The organism is Caproicibacterium sp. BJN0003 (genome assembly GCF_026314295.1).
Classification (GTDB): domain Bacteria; phylum Bacillota; class Clostridia; order Oscillospirales; family Acutalibacteraceae; genus Caproicibacterium.
Window position 1 is genome coordinate 1,050,537 of record NZ_CP111108.1, and the last position, 26,218, is coordinate 1,076,754.

The 26,218-nt window shown below is 42.1% G+C and carries 20 protein-coding genes and 1 other annotated feature; of the genes, 18 read left to right on the forward strand and 2 right to left on the reverse strand.

The features are described 5' to 3' along the window. Positions 1-149 precede the first annotated feature (149 nt). The 6 genes from typA to OP489_RS05280 all read left to right on the forward strand — a co-directional run bounded on the left by typA (position 150) and on the right by OP489_RS05280 (position 6,701). Entirely contained in the window at positions 150-1,973 is a 1,824-nt protein-coding gene (gene typA, locus OP489_RS05255) for a translational GTPase TypA (protein WP_266163281.1), read from the forward strand. A gap of 17 nt (positions 1,974-1,990) precedes the next feature. Further along, positions 1,991-2,884 carry a 3'-5' exonuclease gene (locus tag OP489_RS05260; protein ID WP_266163282.1) on the forward strand — a complete coding sequence of 298 codons (894 nt, stop codon included), beginning with the start codon at positions 1,991-1,993 and terminating at the stop codon, positions 2,882-2,884. Between the two features lie 90 nt (positions 2,885-2,974). Continuing rightward, positions 2,975-3,805: a peptidoglycan editing factor PgeF gene (gene pgeF / locus OP489_RS05265; protein WP_266163283.1), complete on the forward strand. Its 831-nt coding sequence runs from the start codon at positions 2,975-2,977 to the stop codon at positions 3,803-3,805. Continuing rightward, positions 3,802-4,695, forward strand: coding sequence for a radical SAM protein (locus tag OP489_RS05270; RefSeq protein ID WP_266163284.1), 894 nt, complete (start codon positions 3,802-3,804; stop codon positions 4,693-4,695). Before pgeF ends, OP489_RS05270 begins: the two co-directional genes overlap by 4 nt. 121 nt (positions 4,696-4,816) lie before the next feature. Further along, a complete protein-coding gene (locus OP489_RS05275; RefSeq protein WP_266163479.1) occupies positions 4,817-5,761 on the forward strand; it encodes an alpha/beta fold hydrolase in 945 nt (314 codons plus the stop codon). 73 nt (positions 5,762-5,834) lie between these two features. Next, positions 5,835-6,701 carry a polysaccharide deacetylase family protein gene (locus OP489_RS05280; RefSeq protein WP_266163285.1) on the forward strand — a complete coding sequence of 289 codons (867 nt, stop codon included), beginning with the start codon at positions 5,835-5,837 and terminating at the stop codon, positions 6,699-6,701. 61 nt (positions 6,702-6,762) lie between these two features. Here the strand turns inward: OP489_RS05280 and OP489_RS05285 are convergent, their stop codons facing one another. Then, on the reverse strand, positions 6,763-9,132 hold the full coding sequence (locus OP489_RS05285; RefSeq protein ID WP_266163286.1) for a cation-translocating P-type ATPase: 2,370 nt from the start codon (positions 9,130-9,132) through the stop codon (positions 6,763-6,765). A 253-nt stretch (positions 9,133-9,385) separates the two neighbouring features. On the opposite strand from OP489_RS05285, the gene OP489_RS05290 reads away from it, so the two are divergent. Continuing rightward, the gene (locus tag OP489_RS05290) at positions 9,386-10,564 is read left to right on the forward strand and encodes an O-antigen ligase family protein (RefSeq protein WP_266163287.1); all 1,179 of its coding nucleotides are present in this window, start codon (positions 9,386-9,388) and stop codon (positions 10,562-10,564) included. A 36-nt stretch (positions 10,565-10,600) separates the two neighbouring features. Here OP489_RS05290 and OP489_RS05295 read toward each other — a convergent pair whose 3' ends face one another. After that, positions 10,601-11,497, reverse strand: a complete 897-nt coding sequence (locus OP489_RS05295) for a DMT family transporter (protein WP_266163288.1) — start codon at positions 11,495-11,497, stop codon at positions 10,601-10,603. 206 nt (positions 11,498-11,703) lie between these two features. On the opposite strand from OP489_RS05295, the gene yfmF reads away from it, so the two are divergent. The 11 genes from yfmF (at position 11,704) to OP489_RS05350 (ending at position 26,200) form a co-directional block, all read left to right on the forward strand. Then, positions 11,704-12,984: an EF-P 5-aminopentanol modification-associated protein YfmF gene (gene yfmF / locus OP489_RS05300; protein WP_266163289.1), complete on the forward strand. Its 1,281-nt coding sequence runs from the start codon at positions 11,704-11,706 to the stop codon at positions 12,982-12,984. Then, positions 12,981-14,270: an EF-P 5-aminopentanol modification-associated protein YfmH gene (yfmH, locus tag OP489_RS05305; protein WP_266163291.1), complete on the forward strand. Its 1,290-nt coding sequence runs from the start codon at positions 12,981-12,983 to the stop codon at positions 14,268-14,270. The genes yfmF and yfmH overlap by 4 nt, the downstream gene beginning before the upstream one ends. Positions 14,271-14,315: 45 nt before the next feature. Next, positions 14,316-15,374 (forward strand): prolipoprotein diacylglyceryl transferase, encoded by a 1,059-nt coding sequence (lgt, locus tag OP489_RS05310; RefSeq protein WP_266163292.1) that lies wholly within the window; start codon positions 14,316-14,318, stop codon positions 15,372-15,374. A gap of 10 nt (positions 15,375-15,384) precedes the next feature. Then, entirely contained in the window at positions 15,385-16,236 is an 852-nt protein-coding gene (gene folD, locus OP489_RS05315; RefSeq protein WP_266163480.1) for a bifunctional methylenetetrahydrofolate dehydrogenase/methenyltetrahydrofolate cyclohydrolase FolD, read from the forward strand. Between the two features lie 57 nt (positions 16,237-16,293). Next, the gene (gene dxs / locus OP489_RS05320) at positions 16,294-18,153 is read left to right on the forward strand and encodes a 1-deoxy-D-xylulose-5-phosphate synthase (RefSeq protein WP_266163293.1); all 1,860 of its coding nucleotides are present in this window, start codon (positions 16,294-16,296) and stop codon (positions 18,151-18,153) included. Next, positions 18,150-18,962 (forward strand): TlyA family RNA methyltransferase, encoded by an 813-nt coding sequence (locus OP489_RS05325; RefSeq protein ID WP_266163294.1) that lies wholly within the window; start codon positions 18,150-18,152, stop codon positions 18,960-18,962. Before dxs ends, OP489_RS05325 begins: the two co-directional genes overlap by 4 nt. 1 nt (position 18,963) lies before the next feature. Further along, positions 18,964-19,812, forward strand: a complete 849-nt coding sequence (locus tag OP489_RS05330; RefSeq protein ID WP_266163295.1) for an NAD(+)/NADH kinase — start codon at positions 18,964-18,966, stop codon at positions 19,810-19,812. Between the two features lies 1 nt (position 19,813). Further along, a complete protein-coding gene (locus tag OP489_RS05335) occupies positions 19,814-20,263 on the forward strand; it encodes an arginine repressor (protein ID WP_266163296.1) in 450 nt (149 codons plus the stop codon). A 4-nt stretch (positions 20,264-20,267) separates the two neighbouring features. Next, positions 20,268-21,962, forward strand: a complete 1,695-nt coding sequence (recN, locus tag OP489_RS05340; protein ID WP_266163297.1) for a DNA repair protein RecN — start codon at positions 20,268-20,270, stop codon at positions 21,960-21,962. Between the two features lie 16 nt (positions 21,963-21,978). Beyond that, positions 21,979-22,223: a binding site (T-box leader), on the forward strand. Positions 22,224-22,289: 66 nt separating this feature from the next. Beyond that, positions 22,290-23,522, forward strand: a complete 1,233-nt coding sequence (tyrS, locus tag OP489_RS05345) for a tyrosine--tRNA ligase (protein ID WP_266163481.1) — start codon at positions 22,290-22,292, stop codon at positions 23,520-23,522. A 23-nt stretch (positions 23,523-23,545) separates the two neighbouring features. After that, positions 23,546-26,200, forward strand: a complete 2,655-nt coding sequence (locus OP489_RS05350) for a YfhO family protein (RefSeq protein WP_266163298.1) — start codon at positions 23,546-23,548, stop codon at positions 26,198-26,200. Positions 26,201-26,218 lie beyond the last annotated feature (18 nt).

Genomic DNA, 26,218 nt, shown 5'->3' on the forward strand with positions numbered 1-26,218 from the left:
ATGTTTATAAATCTTTAGTCATGTCAACCTCGATTTTTTAGGCTCAGGTTATTACTATTTCTTGCAAAATATGATATAATAACTTAGTTTGCTTAATTTGCATTTATAAAAAGGCCCATTGAAGAAGAGTAAAAGAGGTACAAATTGTTATGGATCAAAGAACAGATTTAAGAAACGTCGCCATTATTGCCCACGTTGACCATGGTAAAACTACGCTGGTTGACCAGCTCCTTCGCCAAAGCGGTGTTTTCCGAAGCAACGAAAAAGTGGAAGAGCGAGTGATGGACAGTAACGATCTGGAACGCGAACGTGGAATAACGATCCTTTCCAAGAATACCGCTGTCAGATACAAAGATACGAAAATCAATATTGTTGACACGCCCGGCCATGCCGATTTTGGCGGAGAAGTGGAACGAATTCTGATGATGGTCGATGGAGTTCTGCTTTTGGTAGATGCTTTTGAAGGCTGTATGCCGCAGACGCGTTTTGTCCTAAAAAAGGCACTTGGACTTGGAAAAAAGCCGATTGTTGTTGTGAATAAGATTGATCGGCCTGGTGCTCGTCCGATGGAAGTCGTTGATGAAGTCCTCGACTTGTTTATCGAATTAGGGGCCAATGAGGATCAACTTGATTTCCCTGTAATCTATGCTTCCGGTCGTGACGGTTATGCAACAGACGATCTAAATGTTCCAGGGAAGGATATGCGTCCCCTTTTTGAGGCAATTCTCAAAAACATTCCTGCGCCCGCCGGAGACCTGCACGGCCCAACTCAGGTACTGTTCAGCAATATCGATTATGATGATTATGTTGGACGGATTGGAGTCGGCCGTGTGGAACGCGGTGAAGTTCATGATGGGGAGAGCGTCGTTCTCTGCCATCGTGATGGTACAACGCAGAATGTGCGCGTAACAAAGCTTTATCAGTTTGAGGGTTTAAAGCGTGTTGAGGTAGAAGAGGCACATCTGGGAGATTTGGTGGCTGTTTCCGGCATTACCGATCTTAATATCGGTGAAACGATTTGTTCACCAGATTGTATTGAACCGCTCCCATTTGTTAAAATTGACGAGCCGACTGTTTCCATGATGTTTATGGTAAATAACAGTCCCTTTGCCGGACGTGAGGGAAAATATGTGACTTCACGTAATCTGAGAGATCGTCTGATGAAAGAAATCGAGACAAATGTTGCGCTGCGTGTAGAGGAAACGGATTCTCCGGATACCTTTAAGGTTTCTGGTCGAGGAGAACTGCATCTTTCAATTCTGATTGAGGAAATGCGGCGTCAGGGATATGAATTCCAAGTTTCCAGCCCTACTGTTATCTATAAGACGATTGACGGCAAAAAATGTGAACCAATTGAATTGCTGATGATCGAAGTACCGGATAATTATGTTGGCGCAGTCATGGAAAAACTGGGCAGCCGTAAGGCCGAAATTGTCAACATGGGTACCCGTGACACAGGAATGAGTCATCTGGAATTTAAGATTCCGGCGCGTGGTCTTATGGGATACCGTCAGGAATTTTTGACCGATACAAACGGCAACGGAATTATGAATAATGTTTTTGATTCCTATGAGCCATATAAGGGTGAAATTCAGACACGTAATCAGGGCAGCTTAATTGCACATGAAGCCGGAACGACAACAGGTTATGGACTTTGGTATGCGCAGGACCGCGGCCGTTTGTTTATCGGGACAAGCGTAGAAGTCTATGAAGGAATGATTGTCGGAGTTAGCCCTAAGAGCGACGATATTGTTGTGAATGTCTGCAAGAAAAAACATGTCACCAATACCCGTGCATCAGGCTCTGATGAATCGTTAAAATTAACGCCTGCCAGCATTATGAGTTTGGAGCAGTGCTTGGAATTTATTAAAGATGATGAATTGGTGGAAGTGACACCAAAAAGTATCCGTATGCGTAAAATGATTCTAAGCAAAGAGCTTCGCATGAAAAAGGCAAGTCATATGAAATCCTGAAAGATAAGGATTGGTCTATGAAGCAGATTGTTATTCTGGATTTGGAGTGGAACGGAACTTACAGCCGGAGAACGAAGAGTTTTTTCAACGAAATTATTGAATTTGGAGCAGTTAAATTGGGTCCAGATCTGAACCCGATTGATACTTTTTCTGAATTTATCCATCCGCAGGTTGGAAAAAAGATCAGCGGAAAGATCAGTATGCTGACCAATCTAAAGGATGAGGATTTAGAAGAAGGCCTTCTGTTTACGCAGGTGATGAGCCGCTTTAAGAGATGGGCCGGAAAATGTATCCTGATGACGTGGGGGACTTCGGATGTTTTGGCATTGATCGAAAATTGCCGCTATTTTACCGGAAATCCTAAAATCCCTTTTTTGACAGAATATGTGGATCTGCAGGCTTTTTGTGAGGCTCAGATGCACGATAAGAGTGGTCGGCAAATGGGCCTTTCGTCTGCAGCAGAAGCTTTGGAAATTGAAGAAGATGACCTTGATCATCATCGGGCACTTGACGATAGCTTTTTGTCACTGCGCTGTTTTCAAAAATTATATCAGGAAGATGCCTTAAAAGAATTTATTAAGGATGCTTCCTGTAAAGAATTTTATGATCGAATGCTTTTTAAAACAGTGACGATTTGCAGCTTGGATAATCCGCTGATCAATTCTGCAGATATGCGGTTTTGCTGCGACATCTGTGGGCGTCGTGCTCGAAGAAAAAAAGATTGGGAGCTTAAAAGCAAAAGCTTTCGGGCACCTTTTTACTGCCGTCATTGTGATCATCAATTTATCGGCCGTGTGCAATTTAAATTAAAATACGAAGGATTGGTTGTCAAAAAGAAGATCCTTCCCTATGAGGAGCCAGAAGCGAAAGAAAACGAAGATGCTCCCCAAAGATCAGAGAGCCGTTCTTAAAGAGCGGCTTTTTTCTGTATGATCAGCTGATTTTAGCTTCTTTTTATGATACACTGAACTTATCTAACATAAAGGAGTATTTTTTTATCTATGCAGAATCATATGAAAGAATGCAGAAATGAGGGCGTTCCCTTTTTAACGTTTCCGGAACTTTCCGAGTTGCCGCAGTTTCATCATGCTTTTTCGACAAGGCTGGGTGGTATCAGCCAAGGATATCTTGCAAGCATGAATTTGGGGTTTGGTCGTGGTGATGATGAGAAAACAGTTCTCCGAAATTATAGAATCTTTTGTCATGCTACGGGATTTCCAATAGGATCCCTTGTGTTAACTGCACAGGATCACCATACAAATATTCGTCGAGTTGGAAGAGAAGACCGCGGCGCAGGAATTTTATTTCCAAAGCCATGGCAGAGCATAGATGGACTGATTACAAATGATAAAGGAGTAACACTTTGTGTTTTTGGTGCAGATTGTGTACCAATTTTGATAGTCGATCCGATTTCTCCTGCAATCGGAGTTTGTCACGCCGGCTGGCGCGGAACAGTCGGGAAGATTGCTGCTAAAACAGTTCTTTCCATGCAGCGGGAATTTGGTTCTTTGCCCCAGAATCTACAGGCTTTTATTGGACCGTCTATCGGACCATGCTGCTTTGAAGTAGACGAACCTGTCGAACGGGAATTTGTTGCTTTAAAGACACTTCAGCCGGAGACCTTAATTGAAGAGAAATCCAATGGAAAATACTATATCGATTTGTGGGAAACAAACGCACGCATTTTGAAAGAGGCTGGCGTCCTAAAAGTAACGATTGGCGGTTTGTGTACAAAATGTCATCCGGGACTTGTTTGGTCTCATCGTGCTTCCGGCGGAAAACGGGGCGGAATGTGCGGAATGTTGATGATTCGGGAGGAAGAAGAGAGATGAATGCTTGCAGACTTTGTCCGAGAGAATGCGGCGCACTTCGTTTAGAAAAATCCGGGAATGGGTATTGCAGAATGGGGACGATGCCAAGCGTTGCAAGGGCGGCACTCCATTATTGGGAAGAACCATGTATCAGCGGAACAAAAGGAAGTGGTACCGTCTTTTTTACCGGATGTTCGCTCCAATGCGTTTTTTGCCAAAATGAGCAGATCAGTCTTCGCAGGGAAGTGGGAAAATATCTGACGCCAAAACAGCTTTCAGAAGTTTTCTTTCACTTAGTCGATCAGGGTGCACATAATATCAATCTGGTGTCGGCCTGTCATTTTGCACCGGCCGTCGCAGAAGCTCTTTCTTATCGGAAACTTCCGGTTCCGGTTGTTTATAATTCCAGTGGATATGAATCGATCGAGACACTGCATATGCTGGAAGGATTGATTGATATTTATCTTCCAGATTACAAATACGATGATCCGGCACTTTCGAAAGAACTTTCCAATGCAGAAAATTATGTAACATCTGCCCGTCAGGCAATTTTGGAAATGGCTCGTCAAACGGGTCCGTGTGTGATCGACCATGAGGGGCTGATGCAGCGAGGAACGATTGTCCGACACCTGATTCTTCCCGGTCACACGAAAAATTCGATTGCAGCGCTTGATTGGATGAAAGAGAATTTGCCGAAAGGGGTTCTTGTTAGTTTAATGGCGCAGTATTTGCCATGCGGAAGGGCAAAAGAGATGCCTCCGATTGACCGCAGAATTACAGAGCGTGAATATCAGAAAGTACAGTCCCATTTATTCCAACTTGGATTAGAAGGATTTGTGCAGGATCGGGCTTCTGCACGGAAAAAATTTATTCCCTCTTTTTGCTTAGAAGGGCTGGAATCGTTCGAATGAATGAAAAAGACACATTCATTTCTTTGAAAATTTACAAATCCGCCAAAAATAGATTCCTAACTTTTTGTATAATAAAATAGAAGAAGATCTCATACAAAAGGAGGGATTTCTTTTGGAAATTGTGGAAAGAGAGCTGTCTTTTGATTCTTGTGTAGACAGCGAGCGAATTTTTGTCAGAATGTTTGAGCCAAAGGAACAAGAGAATATTCGTGCGGTGGTACAGATTGCCCACGGAATGGCAGAGCATAGCCTTGAATATGTTCCCTTTTGTAAATATTTAGCTTCAAATGGATTTGCAGTGGCGATAAATGATCACCTTGGACATGGAAAGTCAGTTTCTACAGGCAGTGCTTATGGATATTTTGGAACCGGTGGAACAGACAATCTGATCGGCGATATGCATAAGCTTGCTTGTATGGAGCAGGGAGCGCATCCTGGGAAGCCTTATTTTTTAATTGGCCATGATATGGGATCCCTTCTTGCAAGAGAGTATTCAGTGCGGTATGGTAGTGATCTATCAGGAGCAGTTTATATCGGGACCTGTGGCCCAGTACCGGATCCTATCTGTGGGGTGGAACTGCGCCTTGCAAGTCATATGATTCGAAAGAAGGGTGCTTTAGCACATGACCCTATTTTTAAGTGCCTGAGCACACAGCAGTATAATAAACATTTTGCACCTAATCGTACGGAAAACGATTGGATTTCGAGAGATGAAAAGGCAGTCGACCAGTATACGGGAGACCCTCTTTGTGGATTCGATTTGACAGTTTCCGGATATCGGGATATCTTAGAACTGCAGAGGAGAGTTTCTTCTGCTCAGTGGTTTCGCTTGGTGCCTGATATTCCAACGTTGCTTTGTTCCGGTGACCACGATCCAATAGGAGAGAACGGAAAAGGTCCTTTGCGTGTAGCGCAGCATTTGCATCGTGCAGGCAAAAAGAAGGTAGAGGTAAAATTGTATCCCGGTGCGCGTCATGCGGTTTTAGCAGAGACCAATTCACAGGAAGTATTTGAAGAAATCATTTCTTTTCTCCAAAAGATACTGATGGAATCGTTTTCAGAATAAAGCAGATAAATTAGGATTTAATTGCATAAATGGTACATCTGCCCCGTACGTTTTAGGAGGAGGCGGATGTGCCATGTTTTTTATTGGCAAAGTTCACCGCGGCATATTAGCTGCTTGTCTTGCAGTTGCCGCGGGGCTTTTAATTTGGGGAGCTTCACACACTGCGGCAGTGGCAGTTCAAGAACAGCCGGTAAAAGGTGTTAATCTTCCCGTTATCATGTATCACAGCATTCTTCCATATAATACGTCAAGGAGTAAATATATTGTTTCCCCAAAAACATTGGAGAACGATCTTGTTTATCTGCAGCAGCAGCACTTTACAACGGTTACAATGCAGGATGTGATTGCCTATGTCAAAGATGGCACAGAGCTTCCGGAAAAGCCAATTCTGATTACATTTGATGATGGATATTATAATAACTATGTGTACGCATATCCGCTTTTTAAAAAATACAATATGAAAATGATGCTTTCTCCGATTGTTCATTTTTCGGAGCTTTTCAGTGAGAAAGATGGTGGACATAAAACTTATTCTCATGCAACATGGGATCAGCTTTCGGAAATGCAGCAAAGCGGAGTTGTAGAGATCGAAAATCATACTTATAATCTGCACAGTCAAAAAGGACGTTTGGGAGCAAAAAAATTAAAAACTGAAAATACACAGGAATATCAAGTGATGCTGCGTAAAGATTTGCAGAAGGCGCAGAGCATGATAAAAGAACATGTTGGGGTTGACATGAATGTTTTTGTATATCCTTTTGGAGCTGTCAGTCCCGAAGCATTGCCAGTTATTCGTTCGTTGGGGTTTGAGGCAACTTTGACTTGTGAAGCAAAAATGAATGTTCTGACTCATTCGGAGAATTGCCTAATTGGTTTGGGTAGATTTCTTCGTCCACCAGGAGAAAGCAGTGCTGCATACTTTTCAAGAATTATGAAATAAAAAAGCACCGACAGATGGATTAGACTGTCGGTGCTTTTTTATTTAAGGTTTTATAAGATTTTTAATGAAGAGCTTTTTGTCTGTGCGCTTTTTTGTGTGGGCGCATAATGATTCGGTCGATCAAATGCGATAGGAAAACCATCATAGCTGTTGCACAGAACAGCAGCGGAATTAAAAGCAGCACCATTGGAATTGTAAGAGGAACCAGAGAGAAAAGAGGCTGAAAATAAATTTGTGCAATCAAGAAGCCTACGCACATCAAAGAAAACAGAATGGTATGAATCGCATTAAAGGGGAAACAAACTTTAAAGAGGTTCATTAATCCGGTATAGCAGGTTAGCATCACAGATAGAGTGGAAAGCTGACCCGCATTGAGTCCCAGGAAGGAAGCACACGGAACCAGAAGCAAAATATTTGCAGCCATTGTGATTGCACCTGGAATGGATTTTTTAATAATATTGAGAATGAATTTTCCGTGAATTCGTTCTTTATTGGGTTCCAATGCAAGGAAGAACGAAGGAATCCCGATTGTCAGTGCGTTAATCAGTGTAAACTGGATTGGCTCAAACGGATAAGTAGTTTGGAGAAAGATAAAGCAGATTGCAATAATGGTGCTAAAAAAAGATTTTACTAAAAACAGGGAGGAAGAGCGCTGAAGATTATTGATGGAGCGCCTGCCCTCTGCAACGATCGAAGGCATCGAAGCAAAATCAGAATCCATTAGAACGATCTGACTGACTGTTCTTGCAGCATCACTTCCAGAAGCCATTGCAATGCTGCAGTCGCTTTCTTTTAGTGCCAATACATCATTGACGCCGTCTCCTGTCATTGCAACAGTGTGACCATTTCTTTTTAGTGACTGAACAAGCTGAAGTTTTTGCTGAGGAGTCACCCTTCCAAAGACTGTGTATTTTGTTGCAGCTTCTCTAACATCGTTTTCACTTTTTAAAGTGGTGGCATCAACCCATTGATCGGCATTTTTAAGGCCGGCCTTCTGCGCAATTTTAGAAACAGTGATCGCATTGTCTCCGGAGATTACTTTTAAATCAACTCCCTGATCAGCAAAGTATTGTAAAGTATTATTAGCACTTTTTCGGATTCGGTCACTGATCATGAAAAGTGCTTTTGGTGCAATATCTTCCGGGAGAGTTTGGTTACAGATTGGCTTTTCACTATAAGCAAGAACCAACACCCGCTGACCTTTTTGGGAGGCCTTCTCAACCTGAGGACGGATTTCCGAAAAGCGACTTCCCAATACAAATTCGCCTGCACCCAATACATAAGTACCGTGCCCATCAAAAGAGACACCGCTCCATTTGCGTGCAGAGGAAAATGGAACACTTACGATGGAATTCCATGAGGGCGGCTGGGAACAAAATTCTGAAATTGCGGCAGATGTTGGGTTTGCATCATTCAGTGTATGAATAACGGCTGAAGCGGCATCTTTTAATAACGCTGTTTCCTCATCGTTAAAAGGTGCAAATTTATCCACCTGCATGGTGCCTTCCGTAATGGTACCGGTTTTATCAAGACAAAGCGTATCAACCCTTGCAAGAGTTTCAATTGAATAGAGTTCTTGCACGAGTGCGTGCTTGTGAGAGAGGCGGATAATTCCGACGGCGAGCACAACGCTGGTCAGAAGGACAAGTCCCTCTGGGATCATCCCAATCAAAGCAGCAACGGTACTGATCATACTTTCGCGAAAATCAATATTGGAGATAAAAACCTGTTTGTAAAAAAGGGCAAATCCCACTGGGAATAAAATAAATCCAATGATTTTAATCAGCAGATTGATTGACTGCATGATTTCGGAATTCGGCTTTTTGATGTATTTCGCGCTGCTTGTAATTTTTGCAGCATAATTATCTTTTCCAATATGTTCTACTTGTGCCTGGCAGGAACCTGATACTAAGAAGCTTCCAGAGAGCAGATGATCGCCCGGTCGTTTTATGATTGGGTCTGATTCGCCGGTGATCAGTGATTCGTTGACTTCGCATTCGCCGGAAATGACAACTGAATCGGAGCAAATTTGATTTCCTGAAGAAAGCACCATCAAATCGTCTAAGACAATTTTTGAGATCTCAATTTTTTGCTTTTTTCCGTCTCGAATTACCTGGGCTTTGGGAGAGGCAATCAGAGAAAGCTGATCAATCGTTTTCTTTGCACGAATTTCCTGAAAGCATCCGATAAATGTATTGCAGATCATGACGCCCAAAAAAAGCGCATTTTTAAAAGAACCTACAAAAAGAACAAGAGCACCTAAAATCAGGTTCAAAATATTAAATGGGTTGATTGTGTTTTCAAAAATAATCCGTTTTGTGCTTTTGGTCTGAATATCTTCTGTGCCATTTACGAGACCTTTTCGAATTCGTTCTTGAACTTCTGCTGAGGTAAGACCACCTGTATGCGACGTGTGATTTTCGTGCTCCATATGTTGCTCCTTGTCGTCTTTAAATTATTAGTTTTCATTATACTATTTTTGTGTGACTATCTCAACCGTAAGAAAACGTGTTTCACAAATTTCAAATATATTTTTTCAATTTGTTCATAATTTAAATGGTGTTTTAAGAATGAAAAGCTTTTAAATAGAAGAAGATTGCATTTTGGTGCATTCATGGTATAATAAAATTTCAGAATAATGGGAATGTTGCGGAAATACGTAGATGTTTCAAAGAAGAAGGAGGTTGGTCGATATTCAGGATCTGATTGCGAAAATACGTTATTCTGTTTCTGAACAGCCTAACGCAGTTTTCTATTTGGCATTGATCCTTACGGCTTCCATTTTTCTTCCGTATATCATAACGGCAGGCGTTTTGATTTTGTCTTGCATTTATATATTATTTCATAAAAAGCAGCGCCGGGCTGCTTTAAGAGTTCCTTATGGAAAGGTATTGATTGGATTCTTCGGAATCTCCGCTTTACTTTCCGCCTATTATGGGAATCGTTTAGGAATAGCCTGTTGCTTTGGAATTTTTACGATTTATGTATGTGCATTTTATTTGCGTTCCGTTATGACGTATGCGCTGTTTTATCTTATGATGGATACGGCTTGTGCTGGAAGTGTTTTAGCAGCTTTGTTCGCTATTTATCAAAAGTTATCCCAGTATAGCACAATGCCTACATATCGCCCGGAATCGTTTTTTTTGAATCCGAATTATTATGGAGCAATCATTGAATTTATTGTCATTATTGCGATTTATCGTGCGGATATTAATTCAAAGGGGAGACCCTTTTATGCGGGAGTCATTGGAATCAATTTAATTGGGCTCTATCTTTGTGCATCGATGTCTGCATGGACGGCTATGACTGCTGGAGTTTTGGTTTTCTTGCTTTTAAAGAAAAAGTATAAAATTGCAGCTATTTATCTTACAATTTTAATTTTGTTTATTTTGGCCTGTAATTTTATTCCCAGCCTTTTCCCACGTTTCAATAGTATCGATGATACAACCAGTAATCGAATGGATGTCTGGTGGGGAGCGTTTCATGGGTTCCTTGATACGCCCATGCTCGGACGTGGCCCGATGGCTTATACGATTGTTTCCAAAGAACTGGGAACTTACAGTACCTATCATTGTCATAATCTCTTTTTGGACATGATGTTAAACTATGGCATCATCGGCTGTGGTGTTTTCTTGACTTTTATGATTGCCCAGGTAAAACAGCTTTGGAAACGGCTGAGACGAAAAGCTTATAAGGGTATTGGATTATTGACTGTGAGCCTTACGATCGCTGTTCTGATTCATGGAATCACAGATGTGACAATTTTTTGGATTCAGACGGGGCTGCTTTTTATGTTGGCTTATGCTGGAACGGGAATTCGAAATTGGCCGGAAGATCCAACAATTTCAAAAAAAGATCAATAAAAAAGCGGCTGCTTTTAGGCAGCCGCTTTTTTATTTTTAAGGTTCGCTTTTTGAGGCTGGACCTGTTTTACTTAGAATAGTAGGCAATTCAGAAATGAGCATAGCTAGAAAGATCATTGCAAAACCTGCTACCAGTTTTATGGTGAGAGGTTCTCCGAGAAAAACAATGCCGCTGATGCAACCGATCAACGATTCCAGAGACATGATTAAAGAAGCTTTCGAAGGGTTTACATATTTTTCTCCGACGGCCTGTAGTCCAAGTGCGATCATCGTGCAGAAAACAGAGAGATATAAAATAGGCAAAAGGGAAGCTGGCGATAATGCGGGAACGGGTTCGGTAAAAACAGCAACCAAAAAGCTGAGAACGCCGACGACAAAAAATTGAAGGATGCTCATTAGAATCGGGTCATATTGTCTGGAAGCGATGCTTAGAAAAATGATATGAGACGCAAAGAAGAAACCACAGAGAATTGTCAAAAAATCTCCAAAATTCAGAGAAAAGGAATCTCCGGAAAGAGAGATCAGCGCGATTCCAATGATACAGAAAAAAGCGGAGATTAAATTGGCTGGCCGAGGACGGACTTTTCGAATGATCCAGTATAAAAATGGAACAATTATCACATAAATCGTTGTTAAAAATGCATTTTTCCCTGCAGTGGTGTATTTTATGGCAACGGTTTGAAGATAGTAAGATAAAAAGAGAAGCCCACCAAGAACAAAACTGAATTTTAGAGAGTCGAGTGTGAGAAGTTTTAGCTTTTTGTGAAAAATCAAGGCCATCATGACGGCCGCAAAAAGAAAACGAATTCCAAGTAAATATCCTGGTTCAACTAGAGTTGTTGCTTGTTTTATAATAACAAAGCTAGTCCCCCATAGGATGGTGACCAAAAACAAACCAGACTCAGCAAGATGGACCTTTTTTTGATTTTGCATAAATTTATAATTCCTCCAATGAAAATACAAATCAGTATAACATAATTTTTAAGTAAAAGCTATTTTAAGAAAAGGAAATTTAAATGTATAAATAGCGTTATTTTTGTGCAAGTTCATAGAATATTTAGAATATTCATTCTTTTCTATCGGGGGAGGATGTGTTATAATAAATAAATTAATGAGGCTTGAAATTGGAGATGAATAATATGCCCGAACTAGAACAGACGGCGCTTGGAAACGGGATTCGTTTTCTCGGCGTTCGGGATCCTAAATTTAAAACATTTCGTATTTCTGTGAACTTTTTTCTACCGATGAAGAAGAACCGCGCGGCTGCAACGGCAATGATTCCATTTTTGCTTAGCCGTGCCAGTCGTGAGTACCCGGATTTTTCTGCCATGAGTAAAAAAATGGCGGATCTTTACGGCTCGGTAGTGACCGCAGAAGCTTCTAAATTAGGAGATGCGCAGGTATTGACACTTTCTGCTGCCGGAATATCAGATCGCTATGCACTTTCGCAAGAGAAGATTTCTTATGAACTTGCGAATGTGCTTTGCGGGATGATCTTTGATCCGCTGATCGAAAATGGTCTGTTCCCAAAAGATGGATTTGAGCAGGAAAAACGGCAGTCATTGGAACGTATGGATGCAGAGTATAACGACAAACGCATGTATGCACTTTTGCAGTGCCAAAAGTTAATGTTTTCGGATGAGCCTGCTGGAATCGACCGCTTTGGAGGACGAAGTGCGGTAGAAGCACTTCGTCCGGAAGAACTTGTTCCAGCATGGAAAGAACTACTTCGCAACTCTAAAATTGAGCTGCTCTCTCTGGGAGATTGTGATTCACAGGCTGTTTGCAGCGGATTCCAAAAAGCATTTTCGGGGATTCATCGGGAACCGGAAACGTGTGATACGATTGTTAAGGCACCTTCCGAAAAAATTCTAGAAAAGACGGAAAAACAGAACGTTGCACAGGGAAAACTTGTCATGGGATTCCGCTCTGCAATCAATCTGCAGTCTCCCAAGTGGCCTGCAATGGCTCTGATGAATACGGTTTTCGGCGGTTCTCCCAGCAGTAAATTGTTTCTGAATGTACGTGAAAGATTGAGCCTATGCTATTACTGCAGTTCCCTTTTTGATAGTATGAAGGGGGCAATGTTTGTTCAAAGTGGTGTCGAGACCAAAAATTTTGAAGCGGCACAAGCGGAGATTCAGCATCAGATGGATGAAATGAAGAAAGGAAATATTACCGAAGAGGAAATTTCTTCTGCAAAGCTCACGATGGAAAATTCCTATCGTACGGTGATGGATTCTCTCTGGTCTTTGGAAAACTGGTATGTAGGTCAAACGTATGCGCCAAAAATTAAGACGCCGTTAGAATATGCGGATCAGATTTCAAAAGTCAAGTCGGAAGAGATTGTCGAAGCGGCACAGAAGATACAGCCTGCTGCTGTCTATCGTTTGACGTCATCTGAGGGGGCCAAGTCATGAATTTGAGTGAATTAAAAGAAGTCCGCAGCGAGCGATTAGGCGATTGCTATTATGAAGGAAAACATCCTTCCGGGCTGCAGATTTATTTATACCCGAAGAAGAAAAATGCTTCTACCTATGCGATTTTTGGGACACGGTATGGCTCAGTGGATACAAGATTCCGCCGTTCTGATGAGCAGGAAGAAAGTAAAGTCCCAGCAGGAATTGCACATTATCTGGAGCATAAGCTTTTTGAGAGCGAAGACGGGGACGCTTTTACTCGTTATGCAAAAACAGGCGCTTCGGCCAATGCATATACCTCTTTTGATGTGACCTGCTATCTGTTCTCCTGTACGGAGCATGTTTATGATTCGCTGGAGATTTTGCTGGATTTTGTCCAGTCTCCTTATTTTACGGAACAAACAGTCAAAAAAGAGCAGGGAATTATCGGGCAGGAAATCCGTATGTACGACGATGATCCGGATTGGCGTGTCCTCTTTAATATGTTGGAGGCTATGTATCAGAATCATCCGGTTAAGGTGGATATTGCAGGAACAGTAGAGAGTATTGCTAAAATCACGCCTGAATTGCTTTATCGGTGCTACCATACTTTTTATAATTTGAATAATATGGTGCTTTGCGTGGTTGGTAATATTGATCCGCAGAAAGTGCTTGATCTCTGTGATAAAATGCTGAAACCGAGCAAAGCGGTAACAGTAGACCGGATTTTTGAGCCGGAACCGGAAACAGTGCTGAAATCCCGTATAGAGCAAAGCCTTAGTGTGGCTTCTCCACTTTTCAGCCTCGGCTTTAAAGAAAAAGCGGAAAGACGCGCAACGACAAAAGAGATGGCAGAAACCAGTATTCTGCTGTCACTTTTAGCCGACGATTCCTCCCCACTTTTTAGAAGACTTTTGGATGCCTCCCTCATTAACGAGAGCAGCTTTGGATATGAGAATTTTGAAGGACCCGGTTATGCCTGCGTTATCTTTTCCGGAGAATCAAAAGATCCGGATGCTGTCCAAAAGGAAATCTTAAAAGAACTCGAAAGCTATCGTAAAAATGGTGTTTCTGATGAAGCATTTGAGCGTGCGAAGAAAACAGTATACGGAAAAAATGTGTCCTCGTTTAACAGTGTCGAAAGTATTGCGAATGCGATGGCTTCATTTTCATTTGCAGACCGTTCTTTGTTTGCGTATGTAGATGCAATTGCAAATGCGACAAAAGAAGAAGTATTGTCTCGTTTGAATACGCAGCTGCTGCCGGAAAATCGTGTCCTTTCGATCATCCATCCGGAGAAAGCTTAAAGCTTTTTTCGGGTTACATAGAACTGAAAAAGGTGGAACAATATCATGCAGATTATACACAATGTTACTTTTCCAAAGATGGGAATCACGTTGCAGGTCAATGAAATTGCTTTTACGATCGGTTCCAAGCCGATTTATTGGTATGGAATTATTATTGCGACTGGATTGATTCTGGCAATTTTATATACAATGAAAAGCTGCAAAAAATTTCATGTCAATTCTGATCATCTGATTGACTGTATTCTTGTCGGTGTGATCGGTGGTGTGATTGGAGCAAGGGCATATTATGTTATTTTTTATCCAGGGGATAAATACATAAAAGATCCCTCTCAGATTTTTCATATCTGGGAAGGCGGATTGGGCATTTATGGCGGTATCATCGTAGGACTTCTGTGCGGGGCTTTGATGGCAAAGCATCATAAGATGAGCGTCCCTGCCGTATTGGATCTTGCTTCTATGGGCTTTTTGATTGGACAATGTATTGGCCGTTGGGGCAATTTTATCAATCAGGAAGCTTTTGGCATCGAAACAAATCTGCCGTGGGGAATGCAGAGCGATATGACAAGAGCATTTGCTCCCAATCCGGTGCATCCGTGCTTCCTTTATGAATCATTGTGGTGCCTGATTGGATTTTTGCTGCTTCATTTCTTTAGCCGCAAATTGCGTCGTTATGATGGACAAGTATTTTTGTTGTATTCGTGCTGGTATGGACTAGGTAGATTCTTTATAGAGGGCCTGCGCACCGATAGCCTCCTTTTACCCATTGTTCCGTTGCGTGTTTCGCAAGTTGTAGCTGCTGCTGCAGTTCTGGTGTCTATTATTTTGCTGATCGTTTTTCGAAACAGAACAACCCTTTCCGGCTGTGGCGCTCCGGAAGTCGTTTCTTTAAATCATCTGGTCGACGAAATTCCGGAAGATATGATTGAGTCTGAAACAGAACAAAATGCGTCATCAGAAACTGTTAAGGATGAAAAATCGGAAACAGAAACAGTAGAAACGAAAGAATCAGTCCAAACAACGGATTCAGATAAGCAGGAAGATTCCGCTTCTGAAGTAACTAATCAACCTACACAGCAAACGGATGAACCGCAAAAGAAGGAATAAAGGAGAAGCCATTATGGGAAAACGAATTGATGGAAAAGCAATCGCTGCAGAACTGCGAGCGCAGGTAGCTCTTGAAACAGTTGCGATAAAAAAGCAGGGAATAGAACCATCTTTGGCGGTTGTAATTGTCGGGGATGACCCGGCTTCTCGCACTTATGTGAATAATAAGAAAAAAGCCTGTGCCGAAGTAGGAATCCGCAGCCTCGAATTTGCACTTCCAAAAGAAACTTCGCAGAAAGAATTGGAAGAATTGGTGCAGCGTTTAAATAAGGATCCGGATGTTGATGGAATTCTTGTGCAGTCCCCGCTGCCAAAAGGGTTGGATGAAAAAGCGATCGTTAACGAGATCAATCCACAGAAAGATGTAGATGCTTTTCATCCAGTCAATGTAGGACATATCATGATTGGTGATTACAAATTGCTTCCTTGTACGCCGGCGGGTATTATGGAGCTTTTGCGCCATGAAAATATTTCCGTAGAGGGAAAACAGTGTGTGGTGATCGGTCGAAGCAACATTGTTGGAAAACCGATGGCGATGCTTTTAATGCATGCAAACGGAACCGTAACCATTTGTCACAGTAAAACGAAAAATTTAAAAGAGATCTGTAAGCAGGCGGATATCTTGGTGGCGGCAGTTGGCAAAACAAAATTTGTTACAAAAGAAATGGTCAAGCCGGGCGCAGTTGTGATTGATGTCGGAATGGATCGTGACGAAAACGGAAAACTTTGCGGGGACGTTGATTATGAAGCAGTGGAGCCGATTGCGTCTGCAATTACACCGGTTCCCGGAGGGGTTGGTCCCATGACGATTGCGATGCTGCTTAAAAACACGCTGACAGCTTCTAAACAGCGCCGCGGTTGATAGCAATGAAATGCAAATTGGAAAAATGTTTTCGAAAAGGAATTGAGGTTTTAAAGAATGGCAAACCTGTTGGATAAGATTGATTCACCGGCAGATCTGCAGTCTCTTACAAATGAGGAACTGGAGCAGCTCTGCGCAGAGATTCGGCAAAAAATTATAAAAATAGTTTCTGCAAACGGCGGACATCTTGCCTCCAATCTTGGTACAGTGGAACTAACGGTAGCACTGGAGAAAGTTTTCGGTAAGCCGGAGGATCGAATTGTCTGGGATGTTGGACATCAGGCTTATACCCATAAAATTTTAACCGGACGGAGAGAAGCAATCTCTACGATTCGTACGAAAGGTGGAATTTCCGGATTTCCCAATCGACAAGAAAGCCCGTGGGATGCATTTACAGCAGGACATAGCAGTACTTCTATTTCTGCAGCCCTTGGAATTGCAGAAGCGAAGGCAATTCGCGGAGAAACTGGGCATGTAGTTGCCGTGATCGGCGATGGCGCATTGACCGGCGGCCTTGCCTATGAAGGGTTAAATAATGCGGGAAGGTTTCACAAGAATTTTATTGTGATTTTAAACGACAATAAAATGTCTATTTCGCATAATGTGGGTGGTATTGCGCGCTATCTTGCACATATGCGCACAAAACCGGCTTATCTAAAAGCAAAGAGCGATGTGGAATCAACGCTCCACCATATCCCGATGGTGGGAGATCCAATGAGCAATATTATAAAAAAGTCGAAAGCTGTTTTGAAGCAGCTTCTTTATAACAGCACTTTATTTGAGGACCTTGGCCTTTTCTATTATGGGCCGTATGATGGTCATGATCTGCCTCAGCTGATCGAAATTCTGCAGAATGCAAAACAGATTGACCACCCGATGCTGATTCATGTGCTTACGGAAAAAGGGCGCGGATATGCGTTTGCAGAAAAGAATCCGGGCGCTTTTCACGGCGTTTCAAAATTTGATGTCAAAACCGGAAAGTCTGTTCATCCGGGAGGAGAAAATTTCAGCTCTGTTTTTGGTATGCAGATCTGCAAATTGGCGCGTGAAGATCCAAAAATTTGTGCGGTAACAGCAGCAATGAGAAGCGGTACTTGTTTGGAAGCTTTTTCTCATGAATTTCCGGAGCGCTTTTTCGATGTCGGAATCGCTGAAGAACATGCAATTACTTTTTCAGGAGGACTTTCCAGTGCAGGAATGCTTCCTGTTTGTGCAATCTATTCCACGTTTTTGCAGAGAAGCTATGATCAGCTCATTCACGATGCAGCGCTTCAGCGCTTAAAATTGGTCATTGCAGTCGACCGTGCGGGCGTTGTGGGAGAAGATGGAGAAACACATCAGGGAATCATGGATGCAGCTTTTCTCAATACGATTCCAGAGATTACTGTTTATTCCCCCGCTTATTATGAAGAGCTTTGTATGGATCTTCAAAAGGCACTTTATGAAGATCAAAATGTTGTTGCCGTCCGTTATCCGCGCGGCTGCCAGCTTTTTAAGCCGTTTGATTTTATTCCCGATGGAATGCCATATCAGACTTATGGAGAAAAGAGTGCACCTTTGCTTTTGGTAACTTATGGCCGTTTATTTTCCTATGCTTGTAAAGCAAAGACTCTTTTAAAAGAAAAGAATATAAAAATTTCTATTTTAAAATTGAATCGGATCAAGCCGATTGACGAAAAGGCAATTTCTTTTGCATCTGCTTACGAAAAGATTTTCTTTTTTGAAGAGGGTATGGAAGAAGGCGGCATCGGAGAACATTTTTTGCGGATGTTGAAGCAGGAAAATTTTAAAGGCAACTATTATCTGCGCGGGATTCATGATTTTGTGCCGCATGCAACGGTTGATCAGGCACTGAAAGAATTACTTTTAGATGCAGACGGAATGTGTCAAATGATTTTAACGGAGACTTTAAATTGATAGAGAAAAAAAGACTAGATATTCTTCTGGTGGAACAGGGCTACTTTGAAAGTCGAGAAAAAGCGAAAGCCATTATTATGGCTGGAGATGTTTATATTGATCATCAAAAATTTGATAAGCCGGGGACGATGCTGCCGGTGGGCACAGAAATTGAAGTGCGCAGCACAGGCCCAAAATATGTCAGCCGTGGTGGATTGAAGCTTGAAAAGGCGATGCAGCTTTTTCCAATTTCTTTAAAAGCAAAAACGACCATGGATATTGGGGCAAGTACCGGCGGATTTACAGACTGCATGCTGCAAAACGGTGCAAAGAAGGTTTATTCTGTCGATGTGGGGTATGGCCAGCTGGCGTGGAAGCTCAGAAATGATGAGCGTGTCGTCAATCTGGAGCGGACAAACGTCCGTTATCTTACAAAAGAGCAGGTTTCAGAACCAATTGATTTTTTTAGCGTTGATGTTTCCTTTATTTCTTTGCGTTTGGTTTTGCCGGTGGCACGGGAGTTTTTGGCGCCCAGTGGTCAGGCGGTTTGTTTGATTAAGCCGCAGTTCGAAGCTGGAAGAGAAAAAGTCGGGAAAAAGGGAGTCGTCCGCGATCGAGCCGTGCATGAAGAAGTCATTCGAACAATTTCTGATTTTGTTTTGACCATTGGGTTCTCTATTTTGGGAATTACTTTTTCACCGGTAAAAGGGCCGGAAGGGAATATTGAATATTTAATTTATTTGCAAAAATCAGATACACCTACCAGCATTCAATTTGATCCGAAAGCTTTAGTAGAGGAATCTCATCTTTGCCTAAACGGAGGAAAGTAACATGAAGATTGCGGTTGTACCGAATTTAAATCGTTCTCTTGCAAGATCTGTTACTCATAGAATTCTTATGCAGCTGCATGCTCTTGGACAAGAAATCTTTATGGACGAGATTTACCGTAAAGAAGGATTTGAAGCCGATGCATTCTGGGAAAGCCATGCCGGATTAATGAATGCCTGTGACTTGATCCTCGCAGTTGGTGGGGATGGAACGATTATTCACCAGGCACGACACGCAGCAGAAGAGCGAAAACCGATTCTTGGAATCAATACGGGGCGTCTTGGATTTGTTGCCGGGTTAGAAGCGTCTGAGATTTCTTTTTTATCAAAGCTTGTAGAAGGGGATTATAAGCTTGAAAATCGCATGATGCTTCGTGCTTCCTATGAAAAAGAAGGAAAAAAGTATTATATGGATGCCTTAAATGACATTGTAATTTACCGGGGACCAAAAATCTTGGATTTTGAAGTCAGTCTTTCAGACCGAGAGATGAGCAGTTATCGGGCGGATGGGCTAATTTGTTCTACGCCGACCGGGAGTACCGCTTATTCGCTGGCTGCAGGGGGACCTGTGATTGATCCGGAAATGCGGTGTATTCTTCTGACGCCGGTATGCCCACATTCTTTATTAACGCGTCCTGTGCTCTTTTCGGAACATGCATGTTTGCAGGTGAAAGTTTCTTCTGCGGTAAATAGCAGTGCTCAACTGACAGCTGATGGTGATGATCCAATACAGTTGGAAGAAGGACAGAGCATTACCGTTACAAAGTCTCCATTATCAGTTCGTCTGATTAATTTAAAACGCAGTAATTTTTACGAAGTGGTCAATGCCAAATTAGGAGAGAGGAGAAATTAAAATGAAATCTCGGCGACACGCAAAAATATTGGAATTAATCACGCAGTATGATATTGATACACAGGAAGAATTGCTTCGACGATTGAGGGAAGATGGATTCGATGTGACACAAGCGACAGTTTCCCGCGATATCAAGGAATTGCGCCTTGTAAAAATTCTTTTGCACGATGGAAAATATAAATATTCAACCGGAAAAACCGGCGGTAAGGATATTTCTGCAAAATTTTATTCTTTGATGTCTGATGCCGTTATTTCGGTGCAGTCTGCAGGAAATGTGGTTGTCATAAAATCGCTTTCCGGGATGGCTCAAGCAATTTGCGCGGCGATGGATGCCATGCATTGGGATTCAGTTGTGGGTACGCTTGCAGGAGACGATACGATTTTTGTAATTGCAAGAGACGATCATAGTGCACAGCTTCTGATGAACGATCTGAAGAAGACAATGGGGTGAGGGTATGCTGGATCAGCTGTATATTGAGAATATAGCAGTGATAGAAAAAGCTTCCATTGATTTTTCAAAAGGGCTTAATGTGTTGACAGGAGAGACTGGTGCCGGAAAATCGATTGTGATCGATTCGATTCATGCTGTTTTGGGACACCGCACTTCCAAAGAATTGATTCGTTCCGGAGCAAAGAGTGCTTTTGTCAGCGCTGTATTTCGTAACCTTTCCGCTTCTGTTTTAAAAAGACTTTCGGAACTTTCCTATACGCCGGAGGAAGATGGAAGTCTGCTCTTGCAGCGGGAAATTCGGGAGGATGGGCGTACTGTTTGTCGGATTAATGAGCGTCCGGCCACGGTTTCTATTTTAAGAGATATCGGTTCTTTACTTGTCGACATTCATGGACAGAATGAAAATTATGGCTTGCTTTCTCAAAATCAGCATCTGCGGTATTTAGATCAGATGGCGCAGGACGAGGGTGCACTTTTAGAATATCAGAATGCTTATACCGCTATGCGCAGCACAGAAAAGCAACTGAAATCTCTGCAGATGGATGAGGCGGAAAAAGCCAGAAAAATCGATCTTTTAAGCTATCAAGTTGAAGAATTGGAAAATGCAGATTTAAAACTTGGAGAAGAGAAAGATCTCAAAGAAAAGCGCGCATTTTATAGAAACAGTGAAAAGCTTGCAAATGCAGTTGGAGAAGCTACGGATGCACTTTCCGGCGGAGAAGAAAGTATGGGCGCTTTATCAGAACTGGAAACAGCAGCAAAAGCACTTGAAGAGGTTCAAAACTTACCACAGGCACAGCAGCTTTCTTCCCGACTCAGTGACCTTTCTTACGAATTAGAGGACTGCCTTTCTGAATTGCAGAACCTTTCGGAACAGCTTTCTTATGAGCCGGAGGACGTTGAAAAGACTGAAGAACGCTTAGATCAGCTTTATCGTCTCGGTCAGAAATATGGGCCGGATGAAGAGACAATGCTTTCTTTTCTGGAAAAAGCGAAAAATGAACTCAATCAGATTCAGTCGGCGGATGAAGTAGTGGCTGAGTTAAACGAAAGGCTCGAAAAGCAGCGTGAAGAAGCTCAAAAGCTTGCGAAAGTCCTTTCAAATCTGCGCCGTGATACCGCTAAAACTTTTGTAAAGCGTGTGCGGAAAGAACTCAATTTTTTGGATATGCCGAATGTTGAGTTTGAAGTGGAACAGCTTTCTGCAGAAATGGAAATGCAGGGAATAGACCGTGTTCAATTTTTGATTTCTACTAATGCTGGAGAACCTTTAAAGCCAATTTCTAAAATTGCTTCCGGCGGAGAGTTGTCACGTATTATGCTTGCAATTAAATGTGTTTTGGCAGACAGAGATGAAATCGGGACTTTGATTTTTGATGAGGTGGATACCGGTGTTTCCGGCAGTGCCGCTCAAAAAGTTGGACTGAAATTATGGGAAACCTCCAGAGGACGTCAGGTGCTTTGTGTTACTCATTTGGCGCAGATCGCCGCTCTTGGAGATCAACAGTATTTTATCAGTAAACGTGTTGACTCCGGCAGAACTTTTACAAAAGTGGATCTGCTCGATCGTGAAGGAAGAGTAGAGGAGCTTGCGAGAATAACAGGAGGCGGGGAGCTAACTCCTCTGCTTTTGCAGAATGCTTCGGAAATGCTTTCCCGTGGGGAAAGAAAAAAATTAGCCTTGACAAAACAAGGGTGATTTCGTATACTGATTATTAATGGCAGAGAAGGGAATTATGTAAAGGGCGATAATCGGCGCAGAGAGTCGGCAGATGGTGTAAGCCGGCGGGAACCGTCTTCGAAGATACCTCCCGGAGCTGCAGGGCTGAACGATTTTTTTCAGTAAGTCCTGTCGTGAGCGCACGTTACAGCGCAGGGGTATTTTTTGTACCCGTAAGGCCATGCTTGTGAGAGTATGGTAAACTGAGGTGGTACCGCGAAAGAAGATTTCGCCCTCTGCAATTTTATTTTTGCAGGGGGCGTTTTTATTTTGCTTTCCTGCGACAAGATTTCACAGGAGGAATTTATAATGGGTGTGTTTGAAGAATTAAAAGCGCGCGGACTGATTGCGCAGATGACGGATGAAGAAAAAATTCGTGACCTTTTGGATCATCACAAGATTGCATTTTATATTGGATTTGATCCTACGGCCGATAGTTTGCATGTAGGACATTTTGTGCAAATCATGGTGATGGCGCATATGCAGCGTGCAGGTCATACGCCGATTGCGCTTTTTGGCGGCGGAACCGGTATGATTGGGGACCCTTCTGGAAAGACCGATATGAGGAAAATGCTGACTCGTGAAGAAATCGATCATAATATTGAATGCTTCCGTAACCAGATGGGTCGTTTAGTCGATTTTTCGGATGGAAAAGCTATCATGGCCAATAATGCCGATTGGTTGATGAATCTCAATTATATTCAGTTTATGCGGGATATCGGTGTCCATTTTTCGGTGAATCGCATGTTGGCAGCCGAATGTTATAAACAACGTTTGGAACGCGGACTGACCTTCTTCGAAATGAACTATATGATTATGCAGGGCTATGATTTTTATGAGCTTAATCGTCGTTATGACTGCATGATGGAACTTGGCGGAGATGATCAGTGGAGCAACATCATCGGCGGAGTAGAGCTGATCCGGAAAAAATCCGCAAAAGAAGTTTATGGGATGACCTTTGGACTTTTGACGACCAGCGAGGGTAAAAAGATGGGGAAGACCGAAAAAGGCGCTGTGTGGCTGGATCCTAATAAAACATCTCCCTTTGATTTCTATCAGTATTGGCGCAATATTGGAGATCAGGATGTGGAAAAGTGCCTCAAATTCCTGACATTTTTGCCTCTTGACGAAATCCATGAGCTGACAAATGTAGAAACCGGAGAGCAGATCAACCACGCAAAGGAAGTACTTGCTTACGAGGTAACGAAGCTGATTCACGGAGAAGAGGAAGCTAAAAAAGCGCAGGCAGGGGCTCAGGCACTCTTTGGAGCCGGTGCTGATACCGAGCATATGCCAAAAGCAGAAATCAAAGATTCTGATTTTGTGGATGGTTCTGCTTCTTTGCTTGATCTTTTGCTCAAAGTAAAATTCATTCCCAGCAAAAGTGAGGGACGCCGATTGATTCAGCAGGGCGGATTGACAGTAAATGATCAAAAAATTACGGATGTTGCCTATGAACTTTCTGTAAAGAATTTTGCAGGTGGATCTGTCATCGTGAAAAAAGGAAAGAAAAAATACCTAAAGCTGATTCTTGCATAATTTTTATGGAATGAGGTGAGTCCATGACCAAAAAGCGAACTCTATGGTGGCTGGCACCATTTACCGTGTTAGTTTTAATGAGTGTTGTTTATTTGGTTAATGGGCTCTTTCCTTTTGGGAAAAACACCATTTCATGGTGTGATATGAATCAACAGGTCGTTCCGCTTCTGATGGATTTTAAAGATATTTTGCTTGGAAAATCCAGCATGCTTTTTAATTTGCAGAACGCCGGAGGAATGAACTTTTGGGGAGTCTTTTTGTTCTTTCTCTCCAGTCCTTTTTCTTTTTTGGTGCTTTTGGTTCCAAAAGCAGATTTCTACTTATTGATGAATGTCATGGTGGCACTCAAAATGGCTTGTAGTGCATTGACAGCAGGCTTTTTGTTCCGCCGTTTTTTCCCGAAGATGGAAACATTTGCAGTTACGGCTTTTTCGGTCATGTATGCCTGCAGCGGCTTTACCATGATGTATTTTCAGAATTTGGTTTGGCTGGATACGGTATGCCTGTTCCCACTCTTTTTAATAGGATTGCGCAAGTTGTTTTTAGAGAAGAAACTTGTTCCTTATATTTTGAGCTTTTCCGCACTTTTAGTTGTCCACTTTTATCTTAGCTATATGATTGTGATGTGGCTGGTTTTAGCAAGTGGGATTATTTGCTTTTTTATGACGTCAAAGGAACAAAGAGGAGAGCGCATTTTCCTTTTAGGGGTAGCTACAGTAGCAGTCTTGCTTTTAACCGGTGTGATTTGGCTCCCTGCATTGATGCAGTTCTTGGAGTCGGGACGTGGGGAGAGCGTTGTAGAGAGCATTTCTTCTGGAAGCCTTTTGACAAGGTGGAATACAACTTTACCAGTGCTTACTTGTACCGGTATGGCGGTTGCTGCGATTCCGCTGACAATTTTAGAAAAGAAGCAGACAGATGTTCATAAAGTTAGTTTTATCCTTTTTGTTTTATTATTGATCCCGCTTTTTATAGACCCAATCAATAAGATGTGGCATACAGGCAGCTATCAGGCATTTCCGGTACGCTATGGATTTATTTTAGTATTAATGGGACTTTTAGCGGCTGCTTGTTCGATTGAGCAAACAGATCGTTCCAGACTGCCTTTTCATACAGATAAAGATATTTTGGGGGTCAGTATCGGAATTTTAATTTTGATAGGGACCGCTGTTTTGTGGCTATTGAGCCATCAGTACGAAAATCTGACCATTTATGTCAGAACTCTTTGGATGAGTCAGTCTGCGTTTTTATTGATGATGATTTTTGCGATCCTCGCGGCAGCTCTCTATTTTCTGCTGGGATATTTTTATCGTCATCACGCGATGAGCAAGCGCTTTTTTTGCGTTATTTTATGTTTGATTACTTTGACGGAAGCTTTTTTCTATGCAGAAGTTTTTATCGCTTCTGCTGAGCATGATGGGACAACAAAGCAAACGGTTACAGATCTGGAAGGAAAGATCGACGATAACAGTTTATATCGATTGAAGATGGATAAAAAATATTTTGATGTAAATCTGATCGGTGGGATAGGATATCCGTCGCTTTCCCATTATACTTCTCTTACGGATGGTACCTATTTGAAGGCAATTCGCGAGATGGGCTACAGTGGATATTGGATGGAAGTAAACTCTAATGGAGGAACAGCCCTTTCCGATGCGCTGTTTGGAAACCGTTACAGTGTATTATCTGCTTTTGCTTCTACTGATGGGAGAGAAAAAATTTATTCCAATGAAGACTATCAGATTGTAAAAGAAAATTTTACGATGCCGTTTGGAACAGTGATTTCAAATTTGGGAGAGCCCTTAACGGATCGAAATCGATTTGAGATCCAGAATGACCTATATCATACTGCTTTTGGAACAGAAGAAGATTTGTTTACTCAATATCAGCCGGACTTCACCGAGAATGTCGAGATGTCCCATTCAGATACAGGAGAAAAGATCACTTTAGACGACGGCGCAGCATACTTACAATACCAAATTCCGGTAAAGGGAACGCAGACTCTTTATTTTGACTGTTTTCAAGAAGCCACAAACGCCCTAACGGAACCGGTAAATGGAGGCTGTGCAATTGCGGTAAATGGAAAAATAATTCGTTCTCTTTATCCCACTTCCACAGAAAATGGGATTTTGAATCTTGGAACCTTTACAGACGAGACCGTTCAAGTAAAGATCAGTTTGTTTCATTCGCTGAATTGTACTTCATTTGGCATTTACGGGATGGATTGCAAAAAATTACAGAATTCGATACAAAGCTGTGAAAGTTGTCAAGACGTAAATCTTAAAGAGTCTAAAAATGGATTATCTGGAACTGTTTATACAGAACAAGATGGCTATTTGTTCCTTCCGATTCGAGGAGGAAATGGATTTACAGCGGAGGTGAATGGAAGTTCCGTCAATATTGATTCTGCTTTTGGAGCTTTTCTTGCGATTCCGGTTACCGCTGGAGAAAATCAGGTGACTGTTACTTATTGGCCGTCAGGTTTCCGCCAGGGAATTATTGTATCAATTTTGGGGCTTTTCTATTTAATACCTTTGCTGTATTTGCATAAGAAAAAGATGTTTTTACGTTTAAAATTCCTTTATCGGCCGGCTCAATGGATTTTTGCAGTACTTTGTATTGGTGTTGTATGTTTACTTTATATTGCCCCGGTTGTAGTTTGGATTGTTTATTCTTAGACTAAAAAAGCGCAGCCC

What these genes read in the sequence shown, in the direction of transcription:
- yfmH (WP_266163291.1), top strand. Translation starts at nt 12,981, where the DNA reads ATGAATTTGAGTGAATTAAAAGAAGTCCGCAGCGAGCGATTAGGCGAT.
- yfmF (WP_266163289.1), top strand. Translation starts at nt 11,704, where the DNA reads ATGCCCGAACTAGAACAGACGGCGCTTGGAAACGGGATTCGTTTTCTC.
- typA (WP_266163281.1), top strand. Translation starts at nt 150, where the DNA reads ATGGATCAAAGAACAGATTTAAGAAACGTCGCCATTATTGCCCACGTT.
- OP489_RS05270 (WP_266163284.1), top strand. Translation starts at nt 3,802, where the DNA reads ATGAATGCTTGCAGACTTTGTCCGAGAGAATGCGGCGCACTTCGTTTA.
- OP489_RS05350 (WP_266163298.1), top strand. Translation starts at nt 23,546, where the DNA reads ATGACCAAAAAGCGAACTCTATGGTGGCTGGCACCATTTACCGTGTTA.
- pgeF (WP_266163283.1), top strand. Translation starts at nt 2,975, where the DNA reads ATGCAGAATCATATGAAAGAATGCAGAAATGAGGGCGTTCCCTTTTTA.
- dxs (WP_266163293.1), top strand. Translation starts at nt 16,294, where the DNA reads ATGGCAAACCTGTTGGATAAGATTGATTCACCGGCAGATCTGCAGTCT.
- OP489_RS05295 (WP_266163288.1), bottom strand. Translation starts at nt 11,497, where the DNA reads ATGCAAAATCAAAAAAAGGTCCATCTTGCTGAGTCTGGTTTGTTTTTG.
- lgt (WP_266163292.1), top strand. Translation starts at nt 14,316, where the DNA reads ATGCAGATTATACACAATGTTACTTTTCCAAAGATGGGAATCACGTTG.
- OP489_RS05335 (WP_266163296.1), top strand. Translation starts at nt 19,814, where the DNA reads ATGAAATCTCGGCGACACGCAAAAATATTGGAATTAATCACGCAGTAT.
- recN (WP_266163297.1), top strand. Translation starts at nt 20,268, where the DNA reads ATGCTGGATCAGCTGTATATTGAGAATATAGCAGTGATAGAAAAAGCT.
- OP489_RS05260 (WP_266163282.1), top strand. Translation starts at nt 1,991, where the DNA reads ATGAAGCAGATTGTTATTCTGGATTTGGAGTGGAACGGAACTTACAGC.
- OP489_RS05280 (WP_266163285.1), top strand. Translation starts at nt 5,835, where the DNA reads ATGTTTTTTATTGGCAAAGTTCACCGCGGCATATTAGCTGCTTGTCTT.
- OP489_RS05285 (WP_266163286.1), bottom strand. Translation starts at nt 9,132, where the DNA reads ATGGAGCACGAAAATCACACGTCGCATACAGGTGGTCTTACCTCAGCA.
- OP489_RS05330 (WP_266163295.1), top strand. Translation starts at nt 18,964, where the DNA reads ATGAAGATTGCGGTTGTACCGAATTTAAATCGTTCTCTTGCAAGATCT.